This window comes from Duganella paludis, assembly GCF_054461335.1.
Map to the genome: position 1 here is coordinate 4,333,852 of NZ_CM136922.1, position 14,239 is coordinate 4,348,090.

The window sequence follows — 14,239 nt, forward strand, 5'->3', positions numbered from 1 at the left end:
GCTTATGAAAACTATCATCCGTGGCGGCACGGTGGTCAACGCCGACCGCGCCTTCCGCGCCGATGTGCTGTGCGACGGCGACAAGATCGTCGCCGTTGGCGAGAATCTGGCGGTGCCGGCCGGCGCCAAGGTGATCGACGCCGGCGGCCAGTACGTCATTCCAGGCGGGATAGATCCGCACACGCATATGAACCTGCCCTTCATGGGCACGGTGACGCAGGACGACTTCTACACCGGCACCGCCGCCGGACTGGCCGGCGGCACCACCACCATCATCGATTTCGTGATTCCCGCACCGAAGCAGAACCTGATCGAAGCATATGCGCAGTGGCGCGAGTGGGCCAAGAAGTCGGCCGGCGATTACACCTTCCATGTGGCGATCACCTGGTGGGACGACAGCGTGCACCGCGATATGGAGACGCTGGTCCGGGATCATGGCGTCAACAGCTTCAAGCACTTCATGGCGTACAAGAACGCCATCATGGCCGACGATGAAACGCTGGTGAAGAGCTTCCGCCGCTGCCTGGAGCTGGGCGCGATGCCTACCGTGCATGCGGAGAACGGCGAACTGGTTTATCAGCTGCAGCAGGATTTGCTCAAGCGCGGCCTGACCGGGCCGAGTTCCCATCCGCTGTCGCGGCCTCCCGAGGTGGAAGCGGAAGCGGCCAACCGGGCGATTGCGATCGCCAATGTCATGAATACGCCGGTGTACATCGTGCACGTGTCCTGCGAAGAGTCGCTGGAGGCCATCAGCCGCGCACGCGCGCATGGGCAGCGCGTGTATGGCGAGGCGCTGGCCGGCCATCTGGTGATCGACGACAGCGTGTACCAGAGCGACGACCTTGAATTCGCGGCGGGCCATGTGATGAGTCCTCCGTTCCGCAGCAAGCACCATCAGAAGGCCTTGTGGCAAGGGCTGCGCGGCGGGAACCTGCACACCACCGCTACCGACCACTGTACCTTCTGCGCCGAGCAGAAGGCGGCCGGCAAGGACGACTTCACCAAGATTCCGAACGGCTGCGGCGGCGTTGAGGACCGCATGTCGGTGATCTGGGATGCGGGCGTGAACAGCGGCCTGCTGACGCCATCGGAGTTCGTTAAGGTGACGTCCACCAATGCGGCGCAGATCTTCAACATCTATCCGCGCAAGGGTGTGATCGCGCCGGGCGCGGATGCGGACGTGGTGGTGTGGGATCCGGAAGCCACGCGTACCATCTCCTCGTTGACGCAGTTCGCCAAGGGCGGTTTCAATGTCTTTGAAGGCCGCGTGGTGCGCGGCAACCCGAGCACCACGCTCGCCGCAGGCAATGTCGTGTTCCATCGCGGCGTGCTGATGGCGGTGGAGGGTGCCGGCCGATATATCAATCGCCCGGCGTTCAAAGCGACGTCGGCGCGCTAAGGTCATTCCCGCGCAAGCGGGAATCCATGCTGAGCGAACAATCACACGACCTATGGATTCCCGCGTGCGCGGGAATGACGGGAGGTAAAGGAGAAGAGGCATGAGCAATACGCGCATCAACGGCGACCGCCTATGGGCGGCTTTGATGGAACTGGCGAAAATCGGCGCGACGGAAAAGGGCGGCGTCAAGCGCCTGGCCCTGACCGACCTGGATAAGCAAGGGCGTGACCTGGTGGTCGGCTGGGGCAGGGAGGCCGGCATGTCGATCACCATCGACCAGATCGGCAACGTCTTCATGCGCCGCGATGGCACCAACAACGCGCTGCCGCCGGTGATGACCGGCAGCCATATCGACACCCAGCCGACCGGCGGCAAATTCGATGGCAACTACGGCGTGCTGGCCGGCCTGGAAGTGGTGCGCACGCTGAACGATTTGAACATCAAGACCGAAGCGCCGATCGAAGTGGCTTTCTGGACCAACGAGGAAGGCTCGCGCTTCGTGCCGGTGATGATGGGCTCCGGCGTGTTCTGCGGCGCGTTCTCGCTGGAGACCGCGTATGCGGCCAAGGATGTCGACGGCAAAACCGTCGGCGATGAATTGGAGCGCATCGGCTACAAAGGCCCGCAGGTGCCGGGCGACCATCCCATCGGCGCCTATTTCGAAACGCATATCGAACAAGGCCCGGTGCTGGAAGACGCCGACAAGGTGATCGGCGTGGTGCCGGCCGTGATGGGACTGTCGTGGTACGACTGCGTGGTGACCGGCATGGAGGCGCACGCCGGGCCAACGCCCATGGGCCTGCGCAAGGATGCGCTGCAGGTCTCCACCCGCATCATGCAGGAAGTGGTGGCCATCGCCAACCGCTATCCGCCGTATGGTCGCGGCACGGTGGGCATGGTGCAGGTGTTCCCGAACAGCCGCAACGTGATTCCGGGCGAAGTCAAATTCAGCATCGACCTGCGCAACGTGAACGATGAACTGCTCAACACCATGCACGAAGAGATGCTGGCCTTTATCGACAAGACCCGCAGCGAAAGCGGCTTGAAGATTTCGCTGGAGCGCGTGTCCTACTATCCGCCATGCCCGTTCCATCCCGAGTGCGTGGACGCGGTGCGCAACGCCACCGCCAAACTCGGATACTCGACCATGGACGTGGTGTCCGGCGCCGGCCACGACGCCATCTACGCCGCGCGCCTGGCGCCGGCCGGCATGATTTTCGTGCCGTGCAAGGATGGCATCAGCCACAATGAAATCGAGGACGCCAAGGCCGAGCATCTGGAAGCCGGCTGCAACGTGCTGCTGCACGCGATGCTGGAGCGCGCGGGGGTGGTTTAATGATGTAGTTTGACCGCAAAGCGGCCGGAGCGCATACTGCTTATCCAGATCAGAACGCAGGCGCCGCGCCGGCCGCTTTTATCATGCAAGCACCACAAGCTCCTCATACCGAAGCGCTGCACGCGGCCTGCCTGACCGCCACCCTCGAAAGTATTTCGGATGCCGTCCTGATGCTGGGCCATGGCTGGGAAATCCGCTACATGAACGGCAATGCCGAGCGCCTGCTGCAGGTGATTCGCGGCGATGTGGTTGGCCGTAGTGTGTGGGAGGTGTTCCCGGAGGCGGTCGGTGGTCCCTACCACCGCGCCTATCACCAGGCGGTGGAAACCAATATGCCGGTGACGTTCGAGGAGCATTACGCGCCGCTCGATCTGTGGACCGAGATCCGCGCCTATCCCTCGGAGGAGGGGCTCACCATCTACTTCCGCGACGTCAGCGAGCGCAAGGCCATCGAGGCGGAAATCAAGCGCCTGGCTTTCTACGACAAGTTGACCGGGCTGCCGAACCGCCAGCTGCTGCTGGACCGGATCGAACAGGCGTTGACGCAAGGGCAGGGCGGCGCGGTGCTGTTCATCGACCTGGATAACTTCAAGAGCATCAACGACACGCGCGGCCACGACAAGGGCGACCGGCTGCTGCAATTAGTGGCCGACCGGCTGAACGACACCGTGCGCAGTTGCGACACGGTGGCGCGTTTTGGCGGCGACGAATTCGTGGTGCTGATGGAGGAGCTGGGCGTGAGCGCGACGGACAGCGCGCGGGCCACGGCTACCCATTTGCTGCAGGCGTTTCGCGCGCCGTTCGAAGTCGACGGCGTTGAGCATTACAGCACGCCCAGCATCGGCGTGGCGCTGTTCGGCCGCGAATCGGCCGGCGTGGATGAGATCCTGAAGCGCGCCGACCTGGCGATGTACCAGGCCAAGGCCGCCGGCCGCAACAACTTCTCGTTCTTCGATCCGGCCATGCAGGCGCGCGTGTCGGCGCGCGCGCTGCTGGAAGCGGACTTGCGGCGTGCGCTGGTCAACGAGGAGTTCGAACTGCACTACCAGCCGCTGGCGGCGGTGGACGGCAAGCTGGCAGGGGTGGAGGCGCTGGTGCGCTGGCGTCATCCGCAGCGCGGCCTGGTGGCGCCGGGGGAGTTCATTCCGGTGGCGGAAGAGACCAATATGATCCTGCCCTTGGGACGCTGGGTGCTGGCGGAGGCTTGCCGTTTGCTGGCGCGGTGGGCGGGCGATGCGTCCACCAGCGCGTTGGAGATGTCGGTCAACGTCAGCACCGTGCAGTTTCATCGTCCCGATTTTGTCGAGCAGGTGCTGGAGGTGCTGGCGCAGACCGGTGCGCGGCCGCAGTTGCTGCGGCTGGAGTTGACGGAAAGCGTACTGCTCACCGAAGTGGAAAGCACCGCCGTGAAGATGCAGCGCCTGCGCGATGTCGGCGTGGGTTTTTCGCTGGACGATTTCGGCACCGGCTACTCGTCGCTGGCGTACCTGCACCGGCTGCCCTTGTCGCAGCTGAAGATAGACCGCTCGTTTATCTGGGGCGCGTTGAAGGAGGGCCATGGCGCCGCCATCGTGCGCATGATCGTGGCGCTGGGCCGGGCGATGGAGATGACGGTGTTGGCGGAGGGCGTTGAGACGCCGGAGCAGCTGGCGTTCGTCAGGGCCGAGGGCTGCCATTATTATCAAGGCTATTTGTTCAGCAAGCCGTTGCCGGAGCATGCGCTGGCGGCCTTTTTTTCACGCGATGCATAGCGATCCCCAGCAGGCTTATCTCGATGCGAACCACCTGATGGCGGCCGGCGACTTTGCCGCTGCGGAGGAGGCGTATCTGCAGGCGCTGGCCTTGCAGCCGTGGCATGCGGCAGCGCGGGCGAATCTGGGCTATCTGAAGGAGCTGCAGGGCGCGGCGGCGGAGGCGGAGTTTCACTATCGGCAGGCGATCGCCTTGATGCCTGATCACGCGCAGCTGCAGCAGAATCTGGGTGCGCTGCTGTTGAAGGAAAAGCGTTTCGCCGAGTCGGAAATCGCGATGCGCGCGGCGGTGGCGTTGGCGCCGGAGGGAGCGTCGGGGTGGAGCCAGCTTGGCGTGCTGCTGGTGTTCACGCATCGCGAGCCTGAAGGCGAGGTTTGTTATCGGCGGGCGTTGTCGCTGGAGCCGGAGCATGCGCGGGCGCGCTTCAATCTGGCGTATGTGCTGCTGCGGCAGGGACGTTTCGAAGAGGGCTGGCGCATGCTGGAGGCGCGCTGGGAGTTCGAGCGCTTTCCCTTGTCGTTCGATTGTCCGTTCTGGCAGGGAGAGGCGCTGGGGGGCAAGTCCATCGTGATCGGGCTGGAGGCGGGGCATGGCGATATGATTCACTTCTGCCGTTATGCATCCATGCTCAAGGCGCGCGGCGCGGCGCGGGTGGATGTGGTGTGCCATCCGGATTTGCGGCGGCTGCTTGCTACGCTGGCTGGAGTGGATCATGTGTATGCGCCGGACGATGTGCCGGCGGATGGATGGGATTATTGGACGCGGCCCATGCGCTTGCAGGGATTGTTCGGCACGGAGTTGACCAGCATTCCAGCCGCCGTGCCGTATCTTCATGCGCAGCCGGAGTTGGTGGCGCATTGGCGCGCGCTGCTACCGCAGCAGGGCTTGCGCGTTGGCCTGGCGTGGCGCGGCAATCCCAATTTCGAGAATGACGCGGACCGCTCGCTGCCCTCGCTGATGACGCTTGCGCCGCTCGGTGTTGCGGCCGCAGCGCATTTCGTCAGCCTGCAAAAAGGCAGCGGCGAGGCGGAGGCGTTGGCGCCGCCGGCGGGCATGACGTTGCTTCCGCTCGGTCCGCAGCTTGGTGATTTCGCCGACACGGCGGCCGTGATCGCCAATCTCGATCTGGTGATCAGCATCGACTCGGCGGTGGCGCATCTGGCCGGCGCAATGGGCAAGCCATGCTGGCTGCTGCTGCCTGACTATCGCTGCGACTGGCGCTGGATGACGGAGCGCGACGACACGCCATGGTATCCATCCATGCGCCTGTTCCGCCAGCCGCGCGGCGGCGGCTGGGCGTCGGTGATCGCCGAGGTTGCGGCGGCGTTGGTCAATCTTGGAAGTAGTGTAACTGCGCCAGATCAGCGATAAGCCCCGGCTCCTGCGGCTGCCAGTTCAATTGCTCGCGCGTTTGCGCTGCGGACGACGGGCAGTCCGCGCCGAAAAAGCGCGCCAGGAAGCCGAAGTGCGCTGGCGCTTCCTCCGCCGAAATGCTCACCAGCGGCAGCTTCAGTCCCTTGGCGATGGCCGCAGCGATGTCGCGCGTCGGCACACTTTCGTCGGCTATCGCGTGATAGCGCGCGCCAGCCACGCCATGTTCCAGCGCCATGCGATACAAGCGCGCGGCGTCGAAGCGATGCACGGCAGGCCAGCGGCTCTGGCCATCGACGATATACGCCGATACGCCCTTGTCGCGCGCGATGGCGATCAGGCGCGGCACGAAGCCGTAGTCGCCTTCGCCGTGGACTGAGCGCGACAGGCGCATCAGCATCGAGCGCACGCCGCGTTCCGCCAGCGCCACCGTCAGCACGTCGGAAGCGTTGCGGTGTCCGGCGGGACCGGTGGGATCGGCCGCATCGTTTTCGGTGGCTGTGCGACCGTGGTGCAGCAGCGGGATGCCGGATGTGGTGATGAGCGGTTTGCCGCTGCCGGCCAACACGTCGCCCATGGCCTCGATCGCGCGGCGGTCGGTTTCGCCGGCGGCGTTGACGTCTTTGAAGTCGTGGATGAAGGCGGTGTGAATCACGCCGTCGCAGGCGCGCGCGCCGGCAGCCAGTGTGTCCAGGACCGACAGTTCGCCGCGCTGCACCGCTATGCCACGGCTGGCCAGCAGCGCTGCCCCGGCGTCGCTGCGCGCCAGTCCCAGCACCTCATGGCCCGCGCCCAGCAGTTCCTGAATGATGGCGGAGCCCACCCAACCAGTGGCTCCCGTTACGAATACTCGCATATTCATCTCCTTGATTAGATGACGCCATGATAGGCAATGCAAGCCGGACGATCCATGCTATAGAATCCGTATTTTCTTCGCGATCGTCCGAAAATCATGGATCCACTCTCCGACGTACTTTCCCTGCTCAAGCCGCGCAGCTACGTGGCCGGCGGCTTCGACGCCAGCGGCGACTGGGCCTTGCAGTTCCATCGGCCCGAAGGCATCAAGTGTTACGCGGTGGTGAAAGGCCAGTGTTGGCTGGCGGTGGAGGACGTGGACGAGCCGGTCCTGCTAAAAACCGGCGATTGTTTTCTGCTGCCGCGCGGACGCGCATTCCGCATCGCCAGCGACCTGTCCCTGCCGCCGGTGGAGGCCCTGGACCTGTTGCGCAGGCGTCGCGTTGGTGGCATCGGCATCATCAACGACGGCGGCGAATGCATGATCGTCGGTGGCCACTTTGTATTCAGCGGCAAGCATACCGGCGTGTTGCTGGAAGCCTTGCCGCCCATTGCACATATCCACAAGGATGCGGACCGCGAAGCGCTGCGCTGGTCCTTGCAGCGGTTATCGATGGAATTGCGTGAGCAGCGGCCCGGTCATGCGCTGATCGCGCAGCACATGGCGCACATGATGCTGGTGCTGGCTTTGCGGCTGGTGCTGTCGGAGGAAGAGAGCCGTGGCGTGGGCTGGCTGTATGCCTTGTCCGATCCGCAGATCGGTACTGCGATAGGCGCGCTGCATGCGGAACCGGCGCAGCGCTGGACTCTGGAGATGCTGGCCCAGCATGTCGGCATGTCGCGGTCCACACTGGCGCTGAAGTTCAAGCAGACCGTGGGCGCTTCGCCGATGGAGTACCTGACGCGCTGGCGCATGCTGCTGGCCGGCGACCGGCTGGTGCATACCAGCCAGCCGGTGTCCGTGATCTCGCAAGCGCTGGGCTATGAATCGGACAGCGCCTTCAGCACCGCTTTCAAGCGCGTGATGGGCTGCTCGCCACGCCAGTACGTGCGCGGTCAGGCTTTGTAAGCGCGCAGGAAGTCCAGCAGCACGCGGGCGGCGATGTCGGCGTCGTCGGCGGTCATGGTCTCCAGTGGGTTGTGGCTGATGCCGCCGTTGCCGCAGCGCGTAAACAGCATGGCGACGTCGGTGATGGCCGCCATCGCCATGGCGTCGTGGCCGGCGCCCGACAGCAGGTCGAAGCGCGGCAGGCCTGCGCGTTCGATGGCGTCGCCGAACTGTTTCATCAGGCGCGGTGCGCACGGCGCAGCACTGGCGTTGACGATAGGCTGTAGCGCGTATTCAACCTGGCGGCGCGCGCAGATCGCGGCGATGCCATCCAATACATCCTTCACCGCAGCCAGGCGCACCGCATCGTCGGCGGCGCGGATGTCGAGCGAGAGCTTGCAGGCGCCGGGAATCACATTGACCGAACCGCCAGGCACTTGCAACTGCCCGACCGTGCCTACCAGCGATTCAGCCTGAGCGCAGCGCTGCTCCACCAGCAGCACGATTTCCGCCGCTGCCGCTGCGGCGTCCTTGCGCATCGTCATCGGGGTGGTGCCGGCGTGGCTGGCCAGGCCGGTGAGGTCGACCAGGTAGCGCGAGCTGCCGGCAATCGCCGTCACCACGCCCAGCGCCAGGTCGTGCTCCAGCAGCACCGGGCCTTGTTCGATATGGACTTCCACGAAGCCCAGCAGGTCGGCCGGATCGCGCGCGATGGCGGGGATGCGCGCCACGTCGTGGCCGGCGGCCAGCAGGGCATCACGCATGGTCACGCCGTCGGCGTCGGTCTGGTCCAGCAGCGACAGGTCGAAGCGGCCGGTGATGGCCGTGCTGCCAAGGAAGGTGCTTTTGAAGCGCACGCCTTCTTCTTCCGCAAAGCCGACGATCTCGAAGTGGAACGGCAGCTTTTCGCCGCGCTGGTGCAGGTGGCGCACGATGGCGATCGGCAGCAGGATGCCGAGGCGGCCGTCGTATTTGCCGCCATTGCGCACGGTATCGTAGTGCGAGCCGGTCATCAATGTTTTGGCGTTGGGCGAGTCGGAGCGGTAGACACCGGTGACGTTGCCGACCGCGTCGATGTGGGCTTCCATGCCGGCGTCGCGCATCCAGTCCAGGATCTGCGCGGCGGTCTGGCGGTGGGCCGGCGTCATGTAGGCGCAGGTCAGGCCAGATTCGTCGTCGCTCCACGCGCCGATGGTCTCGCACCAGTCCATGATGACCGGACCGAAGTCCAGCTGCACGGATAGCAGGTCGTTCAAGCGGATCTCGGCGATGCGCTTGATCTGGCGGAGGCATTCGGCGATTTCATCGGCGCGCTGGTTTTTCAGGCGGCGCGTGAAGGTGGCGATGACGCTCTGGCGCGTGAGCCCTTGTCCGGTCGGGCCTTTGACGGCCAGGATGAAGGGAAAGCCGAATTTGGCGTTGTAGTCCGCGTTCAGCTGGTGCAGCGTGGCGAATTCCTCGGCGCTGCACAGGTGCAGGCCGGACTTGGCTTGCTCGCTGGTCGATTCCGCCGTCAGCTCGCCGGCGACGGCGGCCTTGCCTGCCAGTTCGGGGTGGGCGCGGATCAGGCCCAGTTGTTCATCGAGCGTGGCGGCGCTGACCACCGACTGCAAGGCCAGCTTGAGGGCGGTGTCGTTGGCGAAGGGCCGCTGGGCGGCGGCGCGTTCTGGGATCCACGGCGAATGCTCGTAGATGCCGCGCAGGCGTTCAACGAAGGTGGCGGTGTCGCAGCTATTCAGGTCGGAGAGTGTCGTCATCATAGCGTCCATCATAACGCGCGGGCGTCGCCGCAATATATGCAGTATGGCCTAAGGTTTATATGACTGCGCTTACTTCTGCGACAGCGCCTTGGCCGCCGTGGTCACCTGTTCGCGCAGCCACTTGTGTTCTGGCGCCTGGTGCACGCGCTCGTGCCACAGCTGGTAGAAGCGCATGGCCGGGAATTTCACCGGCACGGCGTAGGTCTTCAGCGGCATCAGCTTTTCGTAGTGGCGCACGAACTGGCTGCCGGTGGTCAGCACCAAGTCGGTCTGCGCCAGCATGTGCGGGATCAGGCCGAAGTAGGCCGATTCCACCATCACGTTGCGTTGCAGGCCCTGGCGTTCGAGGTAGTCGTCGATGACGCCGTGGTAGCCGGGCAGGATCTGTGTCGGCGCCACGTGCGGCAGGGACAGGTAGTCGTCCATGGTCATCTTGTCGCTGGCGGTGCGCAGCGCATATGGACAGTCGGCGCGCATCACGCAGATGATCGGGTCTTCGAACAGCTTGGACATGTGCAGGTGCTCGGGCGGCTCGTCCCAGTTGGCGATGACCAGGTCCATGTCGCCGTCCGACAGCAGGCGCACGTAGTCCACGCCCGGTCCCAGGCCGTGGATCTTGACGCGGCTGTTGGGCGAGCCGCGCCGCAGCAGCGCCACCAGATTGGGCAGGAACTGGCTGTCCAGATAATCCGGCGCGGCCACGTGGAAGGTGCGCGCTTCCTCCTGTGGCACGAAAGGTGCCTTCTTGAGGAACAGGTTCTCGGTTTCGTCCAGAATGCGCTTTGCTGGTGCAAGCAGGCTTTCGCCGTGCTGGGTCGGCACCATGCCGCGCGCGCCGCGCACCAAAAGCGGATCGCCGGTCAGTTCGCGCAGTTTGCGCAGCGAAGCGGAGATCGAGGGCTGCGGCTGATTCAGCTTGAGGGCGACGCGGGAGACGTTTTTCTCGACCAGCAGCAGGTAGAGGATGCGGATCAGGTGAAGGTCCAGGTGTTGCGGCAAAGCGGACATGGGTGCAATCGGTTTATACGGAATCGGATATGTCTAATATACTCCATTGTTCATGTAGCAGGAATCAAATCCGTTTATCTTCTGTAAATTAGCCACATCTTTGACCCGATAAAAATACATGGAATACCTGATCCCCTACGGCCTTGAGTGGCTGAATCTCCTGGTGCGCTGGCTGCATATCATCACCGGCATCGCCTGGATAGGCGCCTCGTTCTACTTCGTCTGGCTGGACAATTCGATCCGTCCGCCGGCGCCGGGATCGGAGCTGGCGAAGAAGGGCGTGTCGGGCGAGCTGTGGGCGGTGCACGGCGGCGGTTTTTATAATCCGCAAAAATATCTGGTGGCGCCGGCCGAGCTGCCGAAGGATCTGCACTGGTTCAAGTGGGAAGCGTATTCCACCTGGCTGTCCGGCATCGCGCTGCTGACCATCGCCTACTACTTCAACGCGCAGGCCATGATGATCGATAAGTCGGTGGCGGACCTCACCAGCCTGCAGGCGGTGGGCGTCGGCATCGGCACCCTGGTGGTCGGCTGGACCGTGTATGACTTGTTGTGCCGCTCCCCGCTGGGCAAGCATGACCTGTGGTTCGGCGTGGTGACCTTCGCGCTGATCGTCGGCGCGGCATATGGCCTGACGCATGTGCTGAGCGGCCGCGCGGCCTACATCCACGTCGGTGCGCTGATCGGCACCATCATGGTCGGTAATGTGCTGATGCTGATTATTCCAGGCCAGCGCAAGATGGTGGAAGCCATGTCGGCCGGCCGCATGCCCGATCCGGTGCACGGCCAGAAGGCCAAGCAGCGCAGCGTCCACAATAATTACTTCACGCTGCCGGTGCTGTTCATCATGATCAGCAACCACTACGCGATGACCTACCGCCACGAGCGCGCATGGCTGGTGCTGGCGTTCATCATGGCGGCCGGTGTCTTCATCCGTCACTTCTTCAACCTGCGCCACAAAGGCCGGGTCGAGTGGCGTTATCCGGTCATCGGCGTGGCGCTGCTGGCCGCCGTGGCGGTGGCGATTGCGCCGGCCAAACCGGTGGCGTCCGCGCCTGCGGCCGATCCGGCCGCCGAATTCGCCAAGGTCAAAGCGGTGATCGACACGCGCTGCCTGGCGTGCCACGCGGCCCATCCTACGCAGCCGGGCTTCGCCGCCGCGCCGCTGGGCGTGGCCTTCGACACCGCCGCCGAGATCCATCAGAACGCGGAAAAAATCTACAAGCAGGTGGTGCAGACCAAGGCCATGCCGCTGGCTAACCTGACCAATATGACCGATGCCGAGCGCGCGCAGATCGCCGCCTGGTACGAGTCCGGCGCAAAATGAAGGAGCTGACATGAGCAACAAGGAACAACTGGCGCAATGGATCGACGCCCATTTTGATGAAGAAGTCGGCGTGCTGCAGCAACTGCTGCGCGTGCCGACCGACACGCCGCCCGGCAACAACGCGCCGCACGCGGAGCTGGTGGCCGATCTGGTGCAGGCCTATGGCTGGACCGCTGAAAAGCACGCGGTGCCGCAGCAGGAAGTGCGCGACTACGGCATGGAGAGCATCACCAACCTGATCGTGCGTCGTCCTTACGCGGCCGGTGGTCCGACCGTGGCGCTGAACGCGCACGGCGACGTGGTGCCGCCGGGTGACAACTGGACTTATCCTCCGTATGGCGGCGTGGTGGAGAACGGCTTTATCTACGGCCGCGCGGCGGCGGTGTCCAAGTGCGACTTCGCCACCTACATCTTCGCGGTGCGCGCGCTGGAAGCGCTGGGCGTGCCGCTCAAGGGCGGGCTGGAACTGCACTTCACCTACGACGAGGAATTCGGCGGCCTGCTGGGACCTGGCTGGCTGCTGGAGCAGAAGCTGACCAAGCCCGATTACGTGATCGCGGCGGGCTTTAGCTACAACATCGTCACCGCGCACAACGCCTGTTTGCAATTGGAGATTACGGTGCACGGCAAGTCCGGCCACGGCGCCATGCCGGAAACGGGCCATGACGCGCTGCAGGCGGCCACCCGCATCCTGAACGCGGTCTACGGCGAGCTGCCGGAGCTGAAGAAGATCAAATCGAAGATCGCCGGCATCGATTCGCCGACCATGCTGGTGGGCCGCATCGACGGCGGCACCAACACCAATGTGGTGCCGGGCAAAGTAACGCTGAAGATGGACCGCCGCATGATTCCGGAAGAAGATCCGGTGGCGGTGGAAGCGCAGGTGCGCGCGCTGATCGAGAACGCGGTGCAGGGCGTGCCCGGCATCACGCTGGAGATCAAGCGCCTGCTGCTGTCGCATGCGCTGCGCGAGCGTCCGGGAACGGAGACGCTGGTGGCCAGCCTGCAGCAGAACGCGCAAACCTTCATCGGCGAGAAGATCCCGGCGCAAGGCACGCCGTTGTACGCGGACGCCCGCCTGTACGGCGAGCATGGCATCCCGGCGGTGCTGTACGGCGCCGGCCCGCGCACCGTGCCGGAATCCAACGCCAAGAAGGCCGACGAGCGCCTCAATCTGGAAGACCTGCGCAAGGCGACCAAGGTGGTAGCATGCACCTTATTCGATTTCCTTGGAGCGTAAGATGTTTTCTAAAAAGCTGATGGCCGGTTGGGGCGATATGGACTTCAACAGCCATATGCGCAATACGGCTTTCCTTGACAAGTCCGGCGACGTGCGCATGCTGTTCCTGTCGGAGCATGGCTTTCCTATGAGTGAGTTCATGCGCCTGAATATCGGCCCGGTGGTGATGAAGGACGAGATTTCCTATTTCAAGGAAGTGCTGCTGCTGGAAGAGATCACCGTGACGCTCGGCCTGGCCGGGCTGGCGGAGGATGGCAGCCGCTGGATACTGCGTTCGGACATCATCCGTCCGGACGGCAAGCTGGCCGCACGCGTGAACAGCACCGGCGGTTGGCTGGACCTGGGGGCGCGCAAGTTGATCGCACCGCCGCCGGCGTTGATGGCCACCTGGCAGGTGCTGGAAAAGACGGATGACTTCCAGGAACTGCCGTCCAGCGTCAAGGCGAAATAAAGTACTTTCGGTGCAGCCGGGCCTTCAGGCCGTGTGCTGCCAGACGCCGGCCGGCGTCCGCCATGGCGTGCGCCAGCGCGGCATGGTCCTTTCCCAGGTAGATATACAGATTGAATTCATCGAGCTGCCTGCCGGTGCGTCCTTGCGGCAGCAGCGCCTTGGACGTTTTACTCAGGCTGCCGTCGTCGAACAGGCAGGCTTCGTCGCGGCCGTTGAGCACCATTTGCAGGCAGGCCGGCACGGACTGCACGTCATGCGGCTGTAGCTGCGGGCGTAGCGCCTCCAGCCGGCGCTGATAAATGAAGATGCCGCGCTTGTAGCTCACCGTGCGCGCATTGCGTTCCAGCTCTTCCCAGCTATTGATGTCCGGCTGGCCGGCGCGCGTGAAGACATGGCTGCGGGAGCTGACGAAGGGCTCTTCCACGCGCCTGTATTCGGGATGGCTTTCACCGTATTCGAGCACGCGGCCCATCTCGCCGGCGATGCTGCCGTCGGCCAGCATGGCGGAGCTGCGCCGTCCGGGCAGGCTTTGCAACTGGCAGCGCTGACGGATTTCCGCGCACAGCTGCTGCAGGTATTCGGTGGCGTAGCCGTAGATGGCGGAGTCGGATTCGTGGGTGGTGCCGAAGATCAGCGTGTCCGGGCCTTGCGCCGATGCGGAGCTGGGCGCGGACAGGGTAAGGGCGATGGCCAGAAGGGCGGGCCAACAGCGGGGCATGGGCTGTCTCCGGATTGAAATCGTGCTCTATGAT

At 64.3% G+C, this 14,239-nt stretch carries 12 protein-coding genes; 8 read left to right on the forward strand and 4 right to left on the reverse strand.

Going from position 1 to position 14,239, the window contains the following annotated elements; translation table 11 throughout:
- The first annotated feature begins 4 nt into the window (after nt 1-4).
- From hydA to ACXZ1M_RS19215, 4 genes are all read left to right on the forward strand, one after another.
- Nucleotides 5-1,399 carry a dihydropyrimidinase gene (hydA, locus tag ACXZ1M_RS19200; protein WP_459049240.1) on the forward strand — a complete coding sequence of 465 codons (1,395 nt, stop codon included), beginning with the start codon at nt 5-7 and terminating at the stop codon, nt 1,397-1,399.
- Nucleotides 1,400-1,499: 100 nt separating this feature from the next.
- Entirely contained in the window at nt 1,500-2,735 is a 1,236-nt protein-coding gene (locus ACXZ1M_RS19205; RefSeq protein ID WP_459049241.1) for a Zn-dependent hydrolase, read from the forward strand.
- Between the two features lie 83 nt (nt 2,736-2,818).
- Nucleotides 2,819-4,486 (forward strand): putative bifunctional diguanylate cyclase/phosphodiesterase, encoded by a 1,668-nt coding sequence (locus tag ACXZ1M_RS19210; RefSeq protein WP_459049242.1) that lies wholly within the window; start codon nt 2,819-2,821, stop codon nt 4,484-4,486.
- Nucleotides 4,479-5,858: a tetratricopeptide repeat protein gene (locus ACXZ1M_RS19215; protein ID WP_459049243.1), complete on the forward strand. Its 1,380-nt coding sequence runs from the start codon at nt 4,479-4,481 to the stop codon at nt 5,856-5,858. Before ACXZ1M_RS19210 ends, ACXZ1M_RS19215 begins: the two co-directional genes overlap by 8 nt.
- Here ACXZ1M_RS19215 and ACXZ1M_RS19220 read toward each other — a convergent pair.
- Nucleotides 5,818-6,714 carry an SDR family oxidoreductase gene (locus tag ACXZ1M_RS19220; RefSeq protein ID WP_459049244.1) on the reverse strand — a complete coding sequence of 299 codons (897 nt, stop codon included), beginning with the start codon at nt 6,712-6,714 and terminating at the stop codon, nt 5,818-5,820. The genes ACXZ1M_RS19215 and ACXZ1M_RS19220 overlap by 41 nt on opposite strands.
- A gap of 96 nt (nt 6,715-6,810) precedes the next feature.
- Here ACXZ1M_RS19220 and ACXZ1M_RS19225 point away from each other — a divergent pair, with 96 nt between their 5' ends.
- Nucleotides 6,811-7,722, forward strand: a complete 912-nt coding sequence (locus ACXZ1M_RS19225; RefSeq protein ID WP_459049245.1) for an AraC family transcriptional regulator — start codon at nt 6,811-6,813, stop codon at nt 7,720-7,722.
- Here the strand turns inward: ACXZ1M_RS19225 and ACXZ1M_RS19230 are convergent.
- Together ACXZ1M_RS19230 and ACXZ1M_RS19235 are read right to left on the reverse strand one after the other, a co-directional pair.
- Nucleotides 7,710-9,458, reverse strand: coding sequence for an allantoate amidohydrolase (locus ACXZ1M_RS19230; protein WP_459054045.1), 1,749 nt, complete (start codon nt 9,456-9,458; stop codon nt 7,710-7,712). The two genes, ACXZ1M_RS19225 and ACXZ1M_RS19230, sit on opposite strands and share 13 nt — an antisense overlap.
- A 72-nt stretch (nt 9,459-9,530) precedes the next feature.
- A complete protein-coding gene (locus ACXZ1M_RS19235) occupies nt 9,531-10,469 on the reverse strand; it encodes a LysR substrate-binding domain-containing protein (RefSeq protein WP_459049246.1) in 939 nt (312 codons plus the stop codon).
- Between the two features lie 118 nt (nt 10,470-10,587).
- On the opposite strand from ACXZ1M_RS19235, the gene ACXZ1M_RS19240 reads away from it, so the two are divergent.
- The 3 genes from ACXZ1M_RS19240 to ACXZ1M_RS19250 are packed head-to-tail and all read left to right on the forward strand — an operon-like array spanning nt 10,588 to nt 13,487.
- Nucleotides 10,588-11,796, forward strand: coding sequence for a urate hydroxylase PuuD (locus ACXZ1M_RS19240; protein ID WP_459049247.1), 1,209 nt, complete (start codon nt 10,588-10,590; stop codon nt 11,794-11,796).
- 10 nt (nt 11,797-11,806) lie between these two features.
- Nucleotides 11,807-13,036: a M20/M25/M40 family metallo-hydrolase gene (locus tag ACXZ1M_RS19245; protein ID WP_459049248.1), complete on the forward strand. Its 1,230-nt coding sequence runs from the start codon at nt 11,807-11,809 to the stop codon at nt 13,034-13,036.
- Nucleotide 13,037: 1 nt separating this feature from the next.
- Nucleotides 13,038-13,487 carry a thioesterase family protein gene (locus ACXZ1M_RS19250; RefSeq protein WP_459049249.1) on the forward strand — a complete coding sequence of 150 codons (450 nt, stop codon included), beginning with the start codon at nt 13,038-13,040 and terminating at the stop codon, nt 13,485-13,487.
- Here the strand turns inward: ACXZ1M_RS19250 and ACXZ1M_RS19255 are convergent.
- Nucleotides 13,474-14,205 carry a hypothetical protein gene (locus ACXZ1M_RS19255; protein ID WP_459049250.1) on the reverse strand — a complete coding sequence of 244 codons (732 nt, stop codon included), beginning with the start codon at nt 14,203-14,205 and terminating at the stop codon, nt 13,474-13,476. The genes ACXZ1M_RS19250 and ACXZ1M_RS19255 overlap by 14 nt on opposite strands.
- Nucleotides 14,206-14,239: the final 34 nt, after the last annotated feature.